Here is an 18,746-nt window from a genome sequence, read left to right on the forward strand (position 1 = left end):
TAGCGGATTAGCGCTTGTTGAGCGCGTCGTAAAGTTCGGGACGGCGGTCGTTGAAGTAGCGGTTGGCATTGCGTGAATCGACCATCAACTGGCGATCCAGCTCACCGACGATCAAGGCTTCGTCCAGTCCGGCCTGAGCGATACGACTGCCATCCGGCGCGGCTATGCTGCTTTGCCCGCAATAATGGATGTCGCCCTCCTGGCCGCAATAGTTGGCGTAAGCCACGTAGCACTGGTTTTCGAAGGCGCGGGATCGCACCGAGACGTCGGCAATGAAATCGAAAGGAATCATGTTCGCCGTCGGCACCAGAATCAGCTCGGCGCCTTCGAGGGCCAGGCGCCGCGCGTTTTCCGGGAACTCCAGGTCGTAGCAAATCAGGAAGCCGAGCTTCCAGCCGTTGAGCTCGACGATGGGAAACTCGCCATCGCCGGGGCTGAACATCGAACGGTCCAGATCGCCGAACAGATGCGTCTTTCGGTAATTGCACAAGCGTTCGCCGTTCGAATCGATCAGCTGTACGGCGTTGTAGATCTGCCCTTCGGCAGTGCGCTCGGGGTAGCCGTAAAGGATCGCCAGCCCGGCCGCCTTGGCGATCCGTCCGACTTGCTGAGCCCACTCACCGTTGTAGACCTCGGCCAATGTGGCGACCGCTTCCTTGCCGATGTTGTAGCCGGTCAGAAACATCTCCGGTACCACCAGCAGGTCGGCGCCTTTGGCCTCCATCGCCAGTTGATGCAGGCGCTGGAGGTTGGCGGGCGGCTCCAGTGGCAGCGGTGGGCATTGGTAAAGGGCTACGCGCATCGGGGATTCCTCTTATTCAGGCAGGGCGATCGGGCCGATGTCGTTGAACACATCACCCGGGCCGGGGTTCTCTTTATGAGTGGACCCGCCGAAGTGCTTCATGATTCCCCATACTGCGTTGAGCGAGGTCTGTACCGCGCCTTCGACCCAGGCCGGCGTCCACGACACGTCGTCGCCGGCGATGAAAATCCCGCGCTGCTCCGGCGGCATGTCGTCCTGCATGAAGTGTGCGTACATGCGCTGGTTGTAGCGGTAATGGCCGGGCAGGGCACCTTTGAATGCACCGAGGAAATGCGGATCCGCTTCCCAGGATACGGTGATCGGATCGCCGATGATTCGCGCGGCGATGTCGACTTTCGGGTAGATCTTCTTCAACGCATCCAGCGCCAGTTTCACGCGTTTTTCCACCGGGTGCGGGAGCATTTTCAGTGCATCGCTCATCCACGAATACGACAGGCAGATCACGCCCGGCTTGTCGTCGCCGTTGTCGAACAGGTAAGTGCCGCGGGTCAGGCGATCGGTAAGGGTCATGCTCATCAGGTCGCGACCGGTTTCCGGATCCTTGTCCTTCCAGAACGGACGGTCGACCATCACGAAAGTCTTCGACGATTGCATGTAGCGCGTGCGATCCAGCGCCATCCACATTTTCTGCGAGAACAGGGTTTCGTCGCATTCGATCTGGGTGGTCAGCAGCCAGCTCTGGCAGGTGGTCAGTACGGCGGCGTATTCGCGGGTGTCGCCGTTGTTGTCGGTGACTGCGAAACGTCCGCCAGGCGCGTGGGCGATTTTCTTTACCCCGGAGCGCGGCGCACCGTGGTGCAAGGATTTCAGGCTGGTGCCTTGCGGCCAGTGAACGCAGCGTTCCGGCGCATGACGCCAGATGCCCTGCGGCACTTGCTCCACACCGCCGACCACCAGGTGCTGGTGATCGTCGCAGTTGGTCATCACCACGCGGAAGATTTCCAGCATCGAGTTGGGGAAGTCCGAGTCCCAACCGCCGGTCCCGAAACCGACCTGACCGAACACTTCGCGGTGATGGAACGACAGTTTGGCGAAGGCTTTCGACGTGGCGACGAAGTCGTAGAAGGTGCGGTCGTCCCATAGCGGCACCAGGGTGTTCCACAGTTCCTTGAGTCGTGGCACATCGCGGTCGCGGATGGCTTGTTGGATATCGGCGAACTGCGAGCCCGCCTCGAGGGCGTCGGCCCAGGCGTCAGCCACTTCCTGGAACAGTGCGGGAAGATCCTTCAGGCTCCGTGCGTAATGGGTTTTGCCTTCCAGGTCGATCACGGTGCTGCCGGAAGCCGGGGTCAGCGGGTTGGGGAAGGGCCTGGTTTCCAGACCGAGTTTGTCGACGTAGTGATAAAACGCGGTGGAAGACACCGGGAAACGCATGCCGCCAAGCTCGGCGACGATGCCGTCGGTGCCGTTGAAGGCCTGCGAGCGCAAGCGGCCTCCGAGTTTCGAAGCCTCATAAACGACCGGCTTCAAACCGAGTTTCATCAACTCGTAAGCCGCCACCAGACCGGCGATGCCGGCACCGACGATAGCGACTTCGGCACCGTGGTTGTGCTCGGGGATACTGCCCAGGCCGGCTGGATGTTCGATCCAGTCGTCGAAGGCGAACGGAAAGTCCGGGCCGAAAATGGTGATCGGTTTCTTACCGTCTGCAGGATGGCGATTGTTCTTGTTCATGGCTGACCTTGCTGGCGACCCGACGCTGGAGGCGCGTCTGAGTATAGGAAAAGATGCCAGCCATTTTAGGGAGCGTAGAACACGTTAATAAGACACAAAATGTCGTCGTTTTGAACGTTAGCGCTTCAATTTGACGAACCAGTTGGTCAGACTGGATGCCCGCGATCGATTTTACTGCTGAGGATGATCGAGGTCGTGGTCTTGTCCACACCGTCTACGCTGCCGATCTGATCGAGTAGCTGATCCAGTTGTTCCGGTGAGTCCGTTCGCAGCCACGCCACATAATCGAATTCGCCACTCACTGCACACAATTGCTGCACCTGGGCCATCGCACTCAAGCGTCGCAATACTTCCTTGCCCGAGCGCGGTTGTACCTTGATCCCGACGTAGGCCTGCAACCCGCCATCCACCACGCGCTGACCCAGACGTACGCCATAGCCGGTGATGACTTTGGCCTTTTCCAGCCGCGCCAGTCGCGAAGTCACGGTCGTGCGGGCGATCCCCAATTGCCTGGCCAGCATTGCCACGCTTTCGCGAGCGTTGATTTGCAGGGCGGCGATCAACTGGCGGTCGATTTCATCGAGCACGGGTGGGCGGATGTCGGGCAAGAGACTTCTCCACGCAGATACGAAAAAGCCGCACACAGGTGCGGCTTTTTTCATGTTTGGTGGGCCCACACGGACTCGAACCGTGGACCAAAGGATTATGAGTCCTCTGCTCTAACCAACTGAGCTATAGGCCCTCAGTAGGTCGCGGATTATAGCGACGGTTTCTCGGCTGTGCTATCCGAAAAATCTGATACGGCTATGCGAAGAAACGTTGCAGCGAACTCCTCTGGCGGCAACGGCAGACTGACGATGTAGCCCTGGATCTGTTCGCAGCCTTCGGCGGCGAGGAATTGCTGCTGGGCCTGGGTTTCCACGCCTTCGGCGATCACGGTGAACTGCATGCTGCGGCCCAGGGCGATGATAGCGCGCACAATCGCTGCATCGTGGGGGTCGTCGGGCAGGCCGCGGACGAAGGACTGGTCGATCTTGAGGATGTCCAGCGGCAGGCGTTTGAGGTAACTCAGTGAGGAATAACCGGTGCCGAAGTCGTCGATGGCCAGCTGTACGCCGAGGTGTTTGAGTTGGTGCAGCACCGCCAGCGCCTCTTCGGCCTGGCTCATGATGAAGTTTTCGGTAATTTCCAGTTGCAGCAAGTCAGGCTTCAGGCGGTTGTCCTTGAGCAACTGTTCGATGCGCCCCAACAGATTCGGCTGGCGCAGTTGTGCGCCGGCGAGGTTCACCGACAGCGGTCCCAGGGATTCGTAAATCTGGTTCCACTCGAACATCTGCCGGCAGGCGGTTTCCAGCACCCAGTCGCCGATCTGCAGAATCATGCCGTTTTCTTCCGCCAGCGGGATGAAATGCTCCGGCGGAACTTCGCCGAAGTTCGGATGGCGCCAGCGGATCAGAGCTTCGGCACCGACCAGACGGTGATCGTCGAGGCTGATTTTCGGTTGGTAGTAGAGGTACAACTCTTCGCGCTCGATGGCACGGCGCAACTCATGCTCCAGCGCCACCCGTTCGCTGGCCTGTGCAGTCAGGTCGCGGGTGTAGCTCTCGACGCGGTTGCGGCCCTTTGCCTTGGACCGGTACATCGCTGCGTCGGCGTTCTTGATCAGGGTGGCAACATCGCAGCCGTCGCGGGGATAGAGGCTGGTGCCGATGCTGGCGCTGATGAAAAACTCGTGCTCGCCGGCCTGGAACGGTGCGCCAAAGCAGTTCAACAGCTTGGAGGCGATATTGTCGGCATCACCGGCCTGTTGCAGGCCCGGCAGGAGAATGATGAATTCATCGCCACCGAGCCGCGCCACCGTATCGATATCGCGAAGCTGCTCCTTCAGGCGCACGGCAATGCCCTTGAGTAACAGATCGCCGACCGGGTGGCCGAGACTGTCGTTAATGTGCTTGAAACGGTCGAGATCGAGGAACAGCACGGCACCCAGACCACCGTTTTCCTGCTGACTGTTCAATGCCGTCAGCAGGCGACTTTCGAACAGCGTCCGGTTGGGCAGACCGGTCAGCGGGTCGTGGTGGGCCTGGTAGTCGAGTTTCGCCTGGGCGTGCTTGAGGCTGGAAATATCGGCAAACACCGCGACAAAGTGAGTGATGAGCCTGTCGCGATTGCGCACGGCGCTGATGGTCAGCCAGCTGGGGTACAACTCGCCATTCTTGCGCCGGTTGGAAATCTCGCCTTGCCAGTGGCCTTCGTCGGTCAGTTGATGCCACATCGCCGCGTAGAACGCGCTGTCATGCAGCCCGGAGGCGAGCAGGCGCGGGGTATGGCCGAGCGCCTCGCTTTCGCTGTAGCCGGTGATTTCGGTGAATGCGCGATTCACGGCGCTGATGTGCTGTTGCGTATCGGTGATCAATACGCCTTCGGCGGTACTCTCGAACACTGTTGCGGCCTGTTGCAGTTTTTCCTGCATCAGGTGGCGTTCGGTGATGTCCCGGGCGATGGTCAGCATGCAGTCGTCATCACCGATCGGCAGTGGACGGCTGGAGACTTCACAGAGACGGATCTGCCCGTCGCTGCGGCGAATATGACAGGTGAAGTCGCGAACGAAACCGTCACGATGCAACAGGTCGAGCATCTGCTTGCGTTCGTTGAGGTTGACCCAGATTCCCAGATCCAGTGCCGAGCGGTCCACCGACATGGCACTGTTGAAGCCGGTGATACGGCTGAAACCTTCATTGACTTCCAGTAACAGGCCATCGCTCTGACGCGAGAGCAGCAGGCCGTCCGGGGAGGCGTGGAAGGCTTTGGCGAACTTTTCTTCGGAGGTTTGCAGCAGCTGTTGGGTTTCCTTGAGCTGGGTGATGTCGCGAACCACCACGACCAGTGCGGGTGTCGTGTCGAGCTCGAAGGGCTCGGCGGAAATCAATCCGGTGAACACTTGTCCGTTGCTGCGGCGAAAGGGCATCTCCAGATTGCGAATGCTGCCGGCCTGCAACCGTTGCAGCAGGCCGGGGCCAACGCCGGGAATACCCCAGATATTGAGTTCGGTGGCGGTCTGACCGATGACGTCTGCCGCTTTGAGCCCGATCTGCTCTTCAAATGCTTCGTTGACCTCCAGCAGGCAGCCATCGGACAGGCGCGCGATCACCAGAATGTCCGGGCACTGCTGGAAAACCGAGGCGAATTTCTGTTCGGACAGGCGCAGGGCTTCTTCGGTGCGCTTGGTTTCGCTGATATCGATCATCAGGCCGCGCATCACCGGTTCGTGACCGTGCTCGATCAGGCTGACAATGTCACGCACCCACAGGCAGCGACCGTCGGCGGTGATCACCCGATAATCCAGGCTGTGGTCCCGTCCGGCAAGCACCTCGTGATCGCAGAAACTCTGCGCACGGGTGAGGTCTGCCGGGTGAATGATGTTGCGCCAGAACCCCGGAATCAGCCAGTGAGACAGCGGATAGCCGAGCAGGTCCTCGGCATGGGGCGACACATAGCTGTAGGTGAAATCACTGATCCGCGCTTCCCAGGCAATGGCCGAGAGACTCTCCACCAGGCCACGATAGTGGTATTCGCTGCTGCGCAGTTCCTGTTCGAGGTCGATGCGCCGGGCGATTTCCGAGCTCAGGCGACGATTGATACGGATGACCATCGCCAGAACGATGACCAGAAACAACAGGCCAGGCAGCCCGTAGATCAAAAGATCGGACCAGAATGTCCGATGATCGAGAACGTTGCCTACCCAATGCTCCTGAATGCTGCTGATTTGCTCCGGGGGCATGTCGGCCAGGACTTTATCCAGAATGCCCACCAGCATTTTGCTTTCCCGAGGCACCCCCATCGCCAGTTGATAGCGATAAGGGGTTTCGCCGCTGACATACAGACCATCGAGCCTGAGCTGGCGCAGGCTCCAGACACTGGAGGCCAGATCGCCGACCACTGCGTCCACTTCGTCGGTGGCCAGGGCCTGCAGCGCCGAACTGACATTGGGCATGGCGACCAGATTCAGATCGGGATGATGGGTGCGCAGCAGTTCATGGGGCGCATAGTTTTCGACAACGGCGATCTTCAGCCCGTAAAGGTCATCGATCTTGCGGGGTTGCGGGCCGCCGACGTGGGCGAGGATGACGATCGGAAAATCCAGGTAGGGACGGGTGAAGGCCAGATAACTCTGGCGCTCAGGGGTCGACATGATGCCGGGCAACAGATCGATCGTGCCGCTTTTGGCCTGTTCGAGCACGGCTGTCCAGCTCGAGGGTTCGATTGGCGTAAGTTTGATGGCCAGGCGTTGGCGGATCACATCGATATAGTCTGCGGCCAGGCCCTGATAGCGGTTCTGATCATCGCGAAACTCGAAAGGTGGCCACGATGCATCGACACCCAGTCGCAAGTCCGGGTGAGCCGCCAGCCAGCTACGTTCTTCGTCGGTCAGAGTCAGCGCGTCAGCCGTTGCGGTCCAGATCATCAGTGACAGCAAAAAAAGCACGGACGCCAGTCTGGGCATAACGGTCTCGTTATGGCACGGGGGAATGCTTCGAGTGTAGACGGGCTGTGCGCAAGGGAAGGCGGTGGGAGGTATTTAATCTGCCCTGAAAACAGAACCCCCGGCCTGGGCCGGGGGTTCTGGGATCACTCGTCGAGGAACGAACGCAGGTGTTCGCTTCGCGTCGGGTGGCGCAGCTTGCGCAGCGCCTTGGCTTCGATCTGACGGATCCGCTCACGGGTCACGTCAAACTGTTTGCCGACTTCTTCGAGCGTATGGTCGGTGTTCATGTCGATACCGAAACGCATGCGCAGCACCTTGGCTTCACGGGCAGTGAGGCCGGACAGTACTTCGCGGGTCGCTTCCTTCAGGCTCTCGACAGTGGCCACATCGATTGGCGACTGCATGGTCGAGTCTTCGATGAAGTCACCCAGATGAGAGTCTTCGTCATCACCGATCGGGGTTTCCATGGAGATCGGCTCTTTGGCGATCTTCAATACCTTGCGGATCTTGTCCTCAGGCATTTCCATGCGCTCACCCAGCTCTTCCGGGGTCGGTTCGCGACCCATTTCCTGCAACATCTGCCGGGAAATGCGGTTGAGCTTGTTGATCGTCTCGATCATGTGCACCGGAATACGGATGGTGCGAGCCTGGTCGGCGATCGAGCGAGTGATCGCCTGACGGATCCACCAGGTGGCGTAAGTCGAGAACTTGTAACCGCGACGGTATTCGAACTTGTCCACGGCCTTCATCAGACCGATGTTGCCTTCCTGGATCAGGTCGAGGAATTGCAGGCCACGGTTGGTGTACTTCTTGGCGATGGAGATCACCAGACGCAGGTTCGCTTCAACCATCTCCTTCTTCGCGCGGCGGGCTTTTGCCTCACCGATCGACATGCGACGGTTGATGTCCTTGATCTCGGCGATGGTCAGACCGGTTTCGGTTTCCAGCGCGGTCAGTTTCTGCTGGCAACGGATGATGTCCGGCTGTACGCGGCCAATGGCCTCGGCGTACTTGCTCTTGCCTTTGGCCAGGGCGTCGGACCAGCTTTCGTCGACTTCATTGCCCGGGAACTGGCGCAGGAAATCGGCCCGCGGCATGCGTGCATCACGTACGCACAGCTGCATGATCGCACGCTCTTGCTGGCGCAGACGATCCAGGGCGCTGCGAACGCGCTCGACCAGGGCTTCGAATTGCTTTGGCACCAGCTTGATCGGCATGAACAGATCAGCCAGAACCAACAGCTCGGCAATCGCCGCCTTGTTGTGACGACCGTGCTTTTTCAGGGCCTTGCGAGTGATTTCCATCTGCTCGGCCACAGCGCCGAAACGCTGCGCGGCAATGACCGGATCCGGACCGCTTTCGGCTTCTTCTTCGTCGTCAGACGCTTCGGCGTCATCGTCCTCGGAATCGTCATCCGCTTTTTCGGTTTTCGCATCGATAGGCGGAGGCACTTCGGCAGCGGGTGGCGTAGTGCCGTCGTCCGGATCAATGTAACCACTCAGGACGTCGGACAGGCGACCGCCTTCGCTGGTGACCCGATCGTATTCGGAGAGAATATGATCAACCGTGCCGGGAAAGTGCGCGATTGCACTCATCACTTCACGGATGCCTTCTTCGATACGTTTGGCGATTTCGATTTCGCCTTCACGAGTCAGAAGCTCGACCGTACCCATTTCACGCATGTACATGCGCACCGGGTCAGTGGTGCGACCGATATCGGTCTCCACCGCCGCCAACGCAGCGGCGGCCTCTTCCGCAGCGGCCTCGTCGGTATCGGCGTCGGCCAACATAAGGGCGTCCGCATCCGGAGCACTCTCGTGTACGGGGATCCCCATGTCGTTAATCATGCGGATGATGTCTTCCACCTGCTCCGGATCTGAAATATCCTCGGGCAGGTGGTCGTTGACCTCGGCGTAAGTCAGATACTTCTGCTCACGACCCAGTTTGATCAACTCAATAATACGAGACTGCTGTTGCGCTTTTCCGGACATAACACCCTATCCACTGAAGGTCTTGGCGGGCAAAAAACAAGCCGAGGATTATACCTGAGCTATGACCTCACGCGCCAGTTGAGGTCGGGTTTGATGCAGGAACATCACGTTTGAGCAGGTCGAGCAGCAAATATTTTTCTTCGGTGCTCAGATCGCTTTGACGTGATTTCCTGAGAAGTTGTTCCAGCTTTCGCTCACGCTGGCGGGCTGACAAGCTGGTTATGGTGTCGAAAAACTGTTGTTCAAGGTTTTCTCCGTTGATCAACCACTCCTTTTCTGCCAGGCGGGTCAGCAATCGGCCTTGTTCGGTACCATGCCATCGCGAGATCAACTGAAAAGAGTTTAGCTGAGGATTCTTTTGTACGGCTTCCAGTGAGGCCACCAGCAGCTGGGTATTGGTATTGTCTTCGTCCGCGAAATGGCTCGCGGTCTCGACTTTCAGGGCCAGTTGCGGGTGATGGATCACCGTCCGCAGGGCGGCCATGATCGGTGGTTCGACCGGAGCCGGCACTCTTGGGGCATGCGATTGATCGCGATCTGCGCCACGCTTGCCGTTCTTGTCCCAGGGTTTCTTGTCCCATTTCTTGCCGCCGGCCCCCGGTTTCTTCGGTGTCCATTCCTGCTGCGGCACGTACATCTCCTGTGCCTGCGGCTGATGGTAGTCGCTGTAGTCCGGCATGGCGTCGTAATCGATGCCCGGATCGTAGGCGGGTGGCGCTTCCTGTGGTGCGCTCTGGGCCAGTTGGCTGACGGTCTCGCTGCTCAGGCCGGTGATTTCGGTCAGGCGCTGGCGCATCAGGATCCGCAGATTGGCTCCCGGCACCTTGTCGATCAGCGGTGCGGCGAGGGTGGCCATGTGTGCCTTGCCTTCGAGCGAGCGCGGATCGGCTTCTTCGGTCAGTTGCTGGAAGAAGTAGTCTGCCAGTGGTTGCGCGTGCTGATTGATCCGGGCGAGAAAGGCGTCGGTGCCTTCGGCGCGGATCAGGGTGTCCGGATCTTCGCCTTCCGGCAGGAACAGAAAGCGTGCCCGACGGCCGTCCTGCAGACTGCTCAGCGTCGCCTCGAGCGCGCGCCAAGCGGCGTTGCGACCGGCCTGGTCGCCGTCGAAGCAGAACAGCACGTTCGGTACGACGCGAAAAAGACGCTTGAGGTGTTCCTCGCTGGTGGCTGTACCCAGTGTCGCAACGGCGTTGCGCAAGCCTTGCTGGGCCAGGGCAATGACGTCCATGTAGCCCTCGACGACGATGATTTCGTCGAGGTTACGGTTGTTCTTCCGGGCTTCATACAGACCGTAGAGCTCCTGGCCTTTATGAAAAACCGGGGTTTCCGGCGAGTTCAGGTATTTCGGCTTGTCATCGCCGAGAACCCGGCCGCCGAACGCAATGATGCGTCCCCGGGTGTCGCGGATCGGAAACATCACGCGATCGCGGAAGCGGTCATAGCGCTTGCCGGTTTCGGCGTTCTCGATCAGCAGGCCGGCGTCGATCATGGCTTTCTGCTGCAGGGTATCGCTGCTCAGATGCTTGAACAGATTGTCCCAGCCCGGTGGGGCGAAGCCGAGGCCGAAGTCCCGGGCGATCTCGCCGGTCAGGCCGCGGCTCTTGAGGTAATCCACGGCCGCCTTGCGTGCCGGATGGCTTTTGAGTGCCTGACGGTAAAAATCGGCGGCAGCGGACAGCAGCGGATAGAGCGGCGAATCGGTCGGCTGTCGTGGCTTGTGCGAGCGGCTGCCTTCTTCGCGGGGGACTTCCATGCCGGCGGCTTTGGCCAGGTCCTCGACGGCTTGGGGGAAGTCCAGGTTGTCGTGGTCCATGAGAAAGCCGAGCGCGTTGCCACCGGCGCCGCAACCGAAGCAGTAATAGAACTGCTTGTCGGGGCTCACGCTGAATGACGGGGTTTTCTCTTTGTGGAACGGGCAGCAGGCGGTGTAGTTCTTGCCGGCCTTCTTCAGTTGCACGCGCGAGCTGACCACGTCGACGATGTCGGTGCGGTTCAGCAGGTCGTCAATGAAGCTCTGGGGAATCAGCCCGGCCATGGCGTTCTCGTCGTCTGCGCGGTAAGGGGTTCTATGCGAAGGGCGACCGGACGCGGGTCATGCCTGAAAGCGCACGATAGGTGCGGCTCGACCGGTGTCGTCTGCGCATTTGCTGTCGGGAAGTGTATCTGCCGAAAAGCCACTGACGTTAGTACCTATCAGTCTTCGACCATTTGAAAGTGTTGCGCTGAATCCGCATGCGGCCGGTTTAGGGCCTCGGATAACTCATGAAACGGGCACGCAAGCAGGTGCCTTGGGCTGATCGTCGTAAGAAGAATCAGTGGGTGTGCTCGTCAGCAGCCTTGAAAGGCTCGTCAGAAAAGACGTGCACCGCTGGCAAAAGAGCCAGGTCTGACGCGGTGAAGCGGATTTGTCTCGGTCGCGTCTGCGGCTTCGACGGTGAAGCATCAAGCGTTTTCCGCAAATGCCATAAGCCCGGCGGAAGGCCGGGCTTGGCAGAAGCTTGCTACGAACGTCTGTGTATTAGTACAGACGAACGGCGCGGCGCTGTTCGCGCTGAACTTTCTTGGCGTGACGCTTGACAGCGGCTGCTGCCTTGCGCTTACGCTCGGAAGTTGGCTTCTCGTAAAATTCGCGGCTACGAACTTCAGCCAGTACACCGGCTTTTTCGCAGGAGCGCTTGAAACGACGCAGAGCTACGTCGAAGGGTTCGTTCTCTTTAACTTTGACGGCTGGCATCCAGAGCTACCTTCATTCATTACCGGGGTCAACATCCTCGCGGCAAAAGAGCACTTGAAGACGTCGGTTTTTAAGGGTTGCGGATGTTAACCCCTCAACGCTCGGAATGCAAAGCCTCTGATCGAAAACCGCTGGTCGGGGCATTCAGTGACGACTATTATGCGCGCCTTCGAATTCAGCCTAAACAAGGCGCAAACCCATGCTAGTACTGGGATTAGAAACTTCCTGCGACGAAACCGGCGTCGCATTGTACGACAGTGAGCGCGGTCTGCTGGCCGACGCCCTGTTCAGCCAGATCGACCTGCACCGCATCTATGGCGGCGTGGTACCGGAGCTGGCTTCGCGCGATCACGTCAAGCGCATGCTGCCCTTGATTCGTCAGGTGTTGACCGAGGCCGACTGCGTGCCGACCGAGATCGACGCCATCGCCTATACCGCGGGCCCCGGTCTCGTCGGGGCATTGCTGGTAGGCGCTTCCTGTGCTCAGGCGCTGGCTTTCGCCTGGGGCATTCCGGCGCTTGGCGTGCACCATATGGAAGGCCATTTGCTGGCGCCGATGCTGGAGTCAAAACCGCCGGAGTTTCCGTTCGTCGCCTTGTTGGTGTCCGGTGGCCATACGCAGCTTGTTCAGGTCGATGGCATCGGCCGGTACAGCCTGCTCGGCGAAACTCTTGATGATGCTGCGGGCGAAGCCTTCGACAAAACTGCAAAGATGATGGGCCTCAATTATCCGGGTGGTCCGGAAATCGCCAGATCGGCGGAGAAGGGCGTTGCAGGACGTTTCACCTTTCCGCGTCCGATGTGTGATCGCCCGGGGCTGGATTTCAGTTTCAGCGGCCTGAAGACCTTCGCCCTCAATACCTGGCAGCAATGCGTCAGCGCCGGGGACGACAGCGAGCAAGCCCGTTGCGACATCGCGCTGGCGTTCCAGCAGGCCGTGGTGGAGACTTTGACCATCAAGTGCAAGCGCGCACTGAAGCAGGCCGGCATGAAGCGTCTGGTCATCGCCGGTGGTGTCAGCGCCAACAAGGCGTTGCGTATCTCGCTGGAAAAAATGCTGGATGACATGAAGGGCGACGTGTTCTACGCCCGCCCGCAATTCTGCACCGACAATGGCGCGATGATTGCCTTTGCCGGATGTCAGCGCTTGCAGGCCGGTCAGCAGGAAAGCCTGGCAATCAGCGTACAGGCCCGCTGGCCAATGGAGCAGTTGTCGGCGCTGTGATAGTGACGCTTGCGTACGGTATTTAAAAATGCCGTTCGCGCCCGGCAAACAGGTCGCGTAGATTGCCCCGGTGACGCCAGACGATCAGCAGCGTGAGCGTGCTCATCGGCAACAGCGCTGCCGGTTCCTGCCAGGCCAGTAATGGCAGGGTCAGTGGCGTGGCGATCAGTGCTGCCAGCGAGCTGGTGCGGGTCAGGTAGAACGTCAACAGCCAAGCACATACGGCCAGCAATGCCGCGGGCGGATACAGGCCCAGCAGCATGCCGGCCGCGGTTGCAACGCCTTTGCCACCGCGAAAACGGAAGTACAGCGGGAACAGGTGACCGATCACGGCACAGACGCCGATCCATGCCTGATCCTGCAGCGCAAGGCCCGCCGCCGAAGCGATCAGCACCGGCAGCAGGCCCTTGCAGAGATCACCCAGCAGGGTCAGGATCGCGAGTTTGCGACCGGCCAGGCGCAGCATGTTGGTGGCACCGGCATTACCCGAGCCACTCATTCGCGGATCCGGATTTCCGGTCAGGCGGCTGAGCAAAATGGCGAAGGACAGCGAGCCGAGCAGGTAGGCGAGGATCGCCAGTGACCAAAACATGCTAACTATTCCGGGCGAGGACGCCCTGATTCTAACGGCGCAATGCGCCCTTGTCGTGCAGCGGAGAGAAGTGCTTGGACAGAGTGTTTATCGAGGGCCTGGAAGTCGACACCGTGATCGGTGCCTACGACTGGGAGCGCGGCATCCGACAGTGCCTGCGACTTGATCTGAGCTTCGCTTGGGACAATCGCCCGGCCGCAGCCGGCGACGATCTGACGCTGGCGCTCGACTACGCCAGTGTTTCCACCCGAATCCAGGCCTTTGCCGAGCAGGCGCAGTTTCAGCTTGTCGAAACCTTCGCCGAGCGTCTGGTTGAAGTGCTGATGGCCGAATTCAAGATCACCTGGGTGCGCCTGAAGCTGACCAAGCCAGGCGCGGTTCCAGCCGCCAAGGGTGGTGTCGGTGTGGAGATCGAGCGCGGATGTCGCTGACTCAGGTCTATCTCGGGCTCGGCAGCAATATCGAGCGCGAAACTCATTTGCGCGCGGGCCTGGACGCCCTGGCCGGTTTTTTGGTGGATATTCGCTGCTCGGCGGTGTTCGAAAGCCAGCCGGTGGGGATCAAGAGCGGCCCGTTCTTCAATTTCGTGGTGTCGGCCTGCACCGATCTGCCGCTGATGGAGCTGGATCGACGGCTGAAATTCATCGAGGCGGATAACGGTCGTTATGCCCCGGATCGCAAGGGGCTGCCGCTGGATATCGACGTCCTGCTGTATGGCGACCTGGCAGGCAATTTCGACGGACTGATCCTGCCCCGCGCCGAAATTCTGAAAAATGCTTTTGTGTTGTGGCCGCTGTCACTGATCGCACCGAATCGGGTGCATCCTGGTGTGGGAAAAAACTTTGCCACTCTGTGGGCCGAAGCACAGATCGATCAGGTGCTGGCACCGGTCGGATTTGAATGGCGCGGTATTCAGCTCACGCCTTCGGACTTGTTGAGCTGACTGACGCCATCGCGGAGGGTTCGCGATGGCGCCAGAAATTCTCAAGAAGACGCTGATTCCTTATAAGCCTTCAACGCCTTGAGCCGTTCACGCTTGAGAGCCTCGCCCAGTTCCGGGCCCTTGAATCCTTTCTCCAGCAACGGCTGAACCGCAACGCCACGCGCCACATCGGCTGCGCCTCGCAGATAATCCGCCTGTGGATAACTTCGCTGTTCAAGTCCCTTGCGTCCGCGAGCATCCATCTCGCAGGCCACAATGAACTCCTCGAAACGCTGCGGTCGGCGATAAACGTCAAAGCTCTGCAGCAATTCCAGCAAGGTCGAAGCCTTCAGTTCCAGCGCACGATGGCCGTGGGTGTGGTACTGCCCGACCAGCAAGGCCAGTTCCTGACAGTCCTTCGGTGCCTTGAAGCGCTCGTTGACGGCTTTTATCAGTTTCAGACCTTTGTGCTCATGGGCGATGTGCCGTGGCCATTCTTCCTGCGGGGTCAGGCCTTTGCCGAGGTCGTGCAGCAGGCAGGCCCAGCGCACTGTCAGCGGTTGTCTGTGCAGGGCGGCTTGCTCAAGCACGCTCAAGGTATGAATGCCGCTGTCGATTTCCGGGTGGTGGATTTCCGGCTGGGGCACGCCGAACAGGGCGTCAACCTCGGGCATCAGCACTTTGAGCGCGCCACAGTCACGCAACACCTGAATGAATACCTGAGGTTGATTTTCCATGAGTGCGCGAGAAATCTCTTTCCAGCTGCGCTCAGGCGTCAGGGCTTCCAGCTCGCCGGAGTCGCTGAGCTGGCGCATCAAGTCCAGGGTCTCGGGGGCAACCTTGAAGCCAAGCTCTGCATAGCGAGCCGCAAAGCGGGCAACACGCAGGACTCGCAACGGATCTTCGGCGAACGCGGGGGAAACGTGGCGCAGGATTCGGTCTTCCAGATCACGTTGACCGTGATAGGGGTCCGTCAGATTCAGCTGATCGTCCTCGGCCATGGCGTTGATTGTGAGGTCGCGGCGAATCAGGTCTTCTTCAAGCGTGACTTCGGGGCTGGCGTGAAAGGTGAACCCGCCGTAACCGCGACCGCTTTTGCGTTCGGTGCGGGCGAGGGCGTATTCCTCGCCGCTTTTCGGATGAAGAAAGACAGGAAAGTCCGCGCCTACCGGGCGAAAGCCCTTGGCGAGCATTTCTTCGGTGGTGGCACCGACCACCACCCAATCGATATCGGTGACCGGTTTGCCCAGCAGGCGATCACGTACTGCGCCGCCGACCTTGTAAATCTGCATAAAAAACCTCCGTTGGCCCGACAGGATAACCCTTGCGCCGGACTTTCGGAGGTCGGAACGGGATCAAAGATGAATGACCGCCAGATCGAGTCGACCGTAATCCCCCTCGCCATGTTCGCCGCGAGGGGGGACATGATGGGTTTTCATGATCTGGTCGCCCTGCAGGGTTTCCAGATGGATATCGAACCCCCAAAGGCGATGCAGGTGCTTGAGGACCTCCTCGGTGGAGTCGCCCAACGGTTTGCGATCGTGCTGCTGATGACGCAGGGTCAGTGAACGATCACCGCGCCGGTCGATGCTGTAGATCTGCACGTTCGGCTCGCGGTTGCCCAGGTTGTATTGTGCCGCGAGTGTTTCGCGGATGATCCGATAGCCGCTCTCGTCGTGGATGGCGGGTACCAGCAGATCGTCTTTCTGGTCGTCATCGAGGATGCTGAACAGCTTGAGATCGCGAATCACCTTCGGCGACAGGTACTGCAGGATGAAACTCTCATCCTTGAAGCTGCTCATGGCGAACTTGATGGTCGACAGCCAGTCGCTGCCGGCGATTTCCGGGAACCAGCGGCGGTCTTCTTCCGTCGGTTCTTCGCACATGCGCCGGATGTCGCGGTACATGGCAAAGCCAAGCGCATAGGGGTTGATGCCGTTGTAGTAAGGACTGTCGAAACCTGGCTGGAACACCACGCTGGTGTGGGACGCCAGGAATTCCATCATGAAACCGTCGGTGACCAGTCCTTCGTCGTACAGGTCGTTCATCAGCGTATAGTGCCAGAAAGTCGCCCAGCCTTCGTTCATCACCTGGGTCTGGCGCTGTGGATAAAAATACTGGGCGATCTTGCGCACGATGCGCACGATTTCCCGTTGCCACGGCTCCAGCAACGGCGCGTGTTTTTCGATGAAGTACAGGATGTTTTCCTGCGGCTCGGCCGGAAAACGTACATTGTCCTTGTCGCTGAACTTGTCCGCACCTTTGGGAATGGTGCGCCACAGGTCGTTGATCTGTTTCTGCAGGTGCTCTTCGCGGTCCTTCTGCCGGCGCCGCTCCTCCTCGGCAGAAATCGGGTACGGACGTTTGTAGCGGTCGACACCGTAGTTCATCAGGGCATGACAGGAATCCAGCAGGTCCTCCACCGCGTCGATGCCGTGACGCTCCTCACACTGCATGATGTACTGCTTGGCGAACACCAGGTAGTCGATGATCGAGCTGGCATCGGTCCAGGTGCGGAACAGGTAATTGCCCTTGAAAAAGCTGTTGTGACCGTAACACGCGTGGGCCACCACCAGGGCCTGCATGCAGATGGTGTTTTCCTCCATCAGATAGGCAATGCAGGGATCCGAATTGATCACGATCTCGTAGGCCAGTCCCATCTGCCCGCGACTGTAGGATTTCTCGGTGCTGAGGAAGTGCTTGCCGTAGGACCAGTGGTGATAGCCCAGTGGCATGCCGACCGAAGCGTAGGCGTCCATCATCTGCTCGGCGGTGATCACTTCGATCTGGTTGGGATAGGTATCCAGGGCATAGCCGGCCGCGATCCGGGCGATTTCGCGGTCGTAGGCCTGGATCAGCTCGAACGTCCATTCAGAGCCGGTGGAAATGGGTTGGCGCTTCTGCTCTTTGGCGGTCATGTCACTAACCTGCGCTGGAAGAGTTCACGGAAGACCGGGTAGATATCTCCGGCCGAGACCAGCTGCTGCTGGGCAAAAGTGTCGGAAAAGGCTTCGGCGATGCGTTCGTATTCGTACCACAGGGCCTGATGTTCGCGCGGTGTGATCTCCACATAAGTGTAGTACTGCACGAACGGCATGATCTGGTTGATCAGTATGTCGCGGCAGATCGGCGAGTCATCGTTCCAGTTGTCGCCGTCGGAAGCCTGGGCCGCATAGATGTTCCATTCGTTGCTCGGGTAGCGCTCGGCCATGATCTCCTGCATCAGTTTCAGGGCGCTGGAGACGATGGTGCCGCCGGTTTCCCTGGAATAGAAAAACTCTTCCTCGTCCACTTCCCGGGCGCTGGTGTGATGGCGGATGAACACCACATCGATCTTGTCGTAGTTCCGCTTCAGGAACAGATACAACAGGATGAAAAAGCGTTTGGCAATGTCCTTGGTCGCCTGGGTCATGGATCCGGAGACGTCCATCAGACAGAACATGACCGCTTTGGAACTGGGGTTCGGTTGCTTGATCAGCAGGTTGTACTTGAGGTCGAAGGTGTCGAGAAACGGAACACGATGGATACGTGCGCTGAGTTTCTCCATTTCCGCCTCAAGGTCCTGAATGTCGCCGAAGTTGTCTGGTTCTTCGCGTTTCAGGCGCTCCAGTTCTTCCTTGACCTCACGCAGCTTGGCGCGGCTGCTGCCGGACAGTGCGATTCGGCGGGCGTGGGCCGAGCGCAGAGTACGGATGATGTTGATCCGGGATGGGTTGCCCTCGTTGCTGATCCCGGCGCGAACCGTTTTGAAGGTATCGGTGCCGGTCAGGTTGCGTTTGACGAGGTTGGGCAGTTCGAGATCCTCGAACATGAACTCGAGAAACTCTTCCTGGGTGATCTGGAAGACGAACTCGTCCATGCCCTCGCCGGAGTTGCCGGCCTTGCCTGGTCCGCGGCCTCCGCCACCTCCCGGCGGGCGGGCGATGTGTTCACCTGCAGTGAATTCCTTGTTGCCTGGATGGACCACGGTCTGTTTGCCGCCGCGACCATGGTGAAGCACCGGTTCATCGATGTCGCGACCGGGAATGCTGATTTGTTCGCCGTGCTCCATGTCGGTAATGGAACGCCGGCTGACCGCCTCTTCGACAGCCTTCTTGATGTGGTCACGGTAACGCCGCAGGAAGCGCTGGCGGTTTACCGTGCTCTTGTTCTTGCCATTGAGGCGTCGGTCGATCACATAGCTCATGAGAGGCCCTCCGGGCAGCTTCAAGTAGTGAGCTGCGAGCCGCAAGTGCAAGCATATGCCCTGGCATCAGGGCTCATGCGTTTTTGACTTGCAGCTCGAAACCTGTCGCTTGC

The 18,746-nt window shown here is 59.4% G+C and carries 14 protein-coding genes and 1 tRNA gene; 3 read left to right on the forward strand and 12 right to left on the reverse strand.

Annotated elements, in window-relative coordinates; translation table 11 throughout:
* Nucleotides 1-7: 7 nt before the first annotated feature.
* From BBF94_RS11320 to rpsU, 8 genes are all read right to left on the reverse strand, one after another.
* Nucleotides 8-802: a carbon-nitrogen hydrolase family protein gene (locus BBF94_RS11320; RefSeq protein ID WP_065259121.1), complete on the reverse strand. Its 795-nt coding sequence runs from the start codon at nt 800-802 to the stop codon at nt 8-10.
* A gap of 12 nt (nt 803-814) precedes the next feature.
* Complete coding sequence (locus BBF94_RS11325; protein ID WP_065259122.1) at nt 815-2,497, reverse strand: flavin monoamine oxidase family protein; 1,683 nt, start codon at nt 2,495-2,497, stop codon at nt 815-817.
* A 146-nt stretch (nt 2,498-2,643) separates the two neighbouring features.
* The gene (locus BBF94_RS11330; RefSeq protein ID WP_065259123.1) at nt 2,644-3,105 is read right to left on the reverse strand and encodes an Lrp/AsnC family transcriptional regulator; all 462 of its coding nucleotides are present in this window, start codon (nt 3,103-3,105) and stop codon (nt 2,644-2,646) included.
* 57 nt (nt 3,106-3,162) lie between these two features.
* A tRNA-Ile gene (locus tag BBF94_RS11335) sits at nt 3,163-3,239 on the reverse strand.
* Between the two features lie 15 nt (nt 3,240-3,254).
* Complete coding sequence (locus BBF94_RS11340; RefSeq protein ID WP_065259124.1) at nt 3,255-7,001, reverse strand: bifunctional diguanylate cyclase/phosphodiesterase; 3,747 nt, start codon at nt 6,999-7,001, stop codon at nt 3,255-3,257.
* A gap of 125 nt (nt 7,002-7,126) precedes the next feature.
* Nucleotides 7,127-8,974: an RNA polymerase sigma factor RpoD gene (gene rpoD / locus BBF94_RS11345; RefSeq protein ID WP_065259125.1), complete on the reverse strand. Its 1,848-nt coding sequence runs from the start codon at nt 8,972-8,974 to the stop codon at nt 7,127-7,129.
* Between the two features lie 67 nt (nt 8,975-9,041).
* Nucleotides 9,042-11,009, reverse strand: coding sequence for a DNA primase (dnaG, locus tag BBF94_RS11350; protein ID WP_065259126.1), 1,968 nt, complete (start codon nt 11,007-11,009; stop codon nt 9,042-9,044).
* A gap of 483 nt (nt 11,010-11,492) precedes the next feature.
* Entirely contained in the window at nt 11,493-11,708 is a 216-nt protein-coding gene (rpsU, locus tag BBF94_RS11355; RefSeq protein ID WP_002551877.1) for a 30S ribosomal protein S21, read from the reverse strand.
* Nucleotides 11,709-11,907: 199 nt separating this feature from the next.
* On the opposite strand from rpsU, the gene tsaD reads away from it, so the two are divergent.
* Nucleotides 11,908-12,933: a tRNA (adenosine(37)-N6)-threonylcarbamoyltransferase complex transferase subunit TsaD gene (tsaD, locus tag BBF94_RS11360; protein ID WP_065259127.1), complete on the forward strand. Its 1,026-nt coding sequence runs from the start codon at nt 11,908-11,910 to the stop codon at nt 12,931-12,933.
* A 22-nt stretch (nt 12,934-12,955) separates the two neighbouring features.
* Here the strand turns inward: tsaD and plsY are convergent, their stop codons facing one another.
* A complete protein-coding gene (plsY, locus tag BBF94_RS11365; protein ID WP_065259128.1) occupies nt 12,956-13,525 on the reverse strand; it encodes a glycerol-3-phosphate 1-O-acyltransferase PlsY in 570 nt (189 codons plus the stop codon).
* A gap of 74 nt (nt 13,526-13,599) precedes the next feature.
* On the opposite strand from plsY, the gene folB reads away from it, so the two are divergent.
* Both folB and folK read left to right on the forward strand, forming a co-directional pair.
* Nucleotides 13,600-13,956 carry a dihydroneopterin aldolase gene (gene folB, locus BBF94_RS11370; protein WP_016772885.1) on the forward strand — a complete coding sequence of 119 codons (357 nt, stop codon included), beginning with the start codon at nt 13,600-13,602 and terminating at the stop codon, nt 13,954-13,956.
* The gene (gene folK, locus BBF94_RS11375; RefSeq protein WP_065259129.1) at nt 13,947-14,468 is read left to right on the forward strand and encodes a 2-amino-4-hydroxy-6-hydroxymethyldihydropteridine diphosphokinase; all 522 of its coding nucleotides are present in this window, start codon (nt 13,947-13,949) and stop codon (nt 14,466-14,468) included. The genes folB and folK overlap by 10 nt, the downstream gene beginning before the upstream one ends.
* Before the next feature lie 41 nt (nt 14,469-14,509).
* Here folK and BBF94_RS11380 read toward each other — a convergent pair whose 3' ends face one another.
* The 3 genes from BBF94_RS11380 to BBF94_RS11390 all read right to left on the reverse strand — a co-directional run bounded on the left by BBF94_RS11380 (nt 14,510) and on the right by BBF94_RS11390 (nt 18,633).
* The gene (locus tag BBF94_RS11380) at nt 14,510-15,739 is read right to left on the reverse strand and encodes a multifunctional CCA addition/repair protein (RefSeq protein ID WP_065259130.1); all 1,230 of its coding nucleotides are present in this window, start codon (nt 15,737-15,739) and stop codon (nt 14,510-14,512) included.
* 63 nt (nt 15,740-15,802) lie between these two features.
* Nucleotides 15,803-17,365, reverse strand: coding sequence for a SpoVR family protein (locus tag BBF94_RS11385; protein WP_065259131.1), 1,563 nt, complete (start codon nt 17,363-17,365; stop codon nt 15,803-15,805).
* Complete coding sequence (locus BBF94_RS11390) at nt 17,362-18,633, reverse strand: YeaH/YhbH family protein (RefSeq protein WP_065259132.1); 1,272 nt, start codon at nt 18,631-18,633, stop codon at nt 17,362-17,364. Before BBF94_RS11390 ends, BBF94_RS11385 begins: the two co-directional genes overlap by 4 nt.
* Between the last annotated feature and the right edge of the window lie 113 nt (nt 18,634-18,746).

Source organism: Pseudomonas bananamidigenes (assembly GCF_001679645.1).
GTDB classification, from domain to species: Bacteria; Pseudomonadota; Gammaproteobacteria; order Pseudomonadales; family Pseudomonadaceae; genus Aquipseudomonas; species Aquipseudomonas bananamidigenes.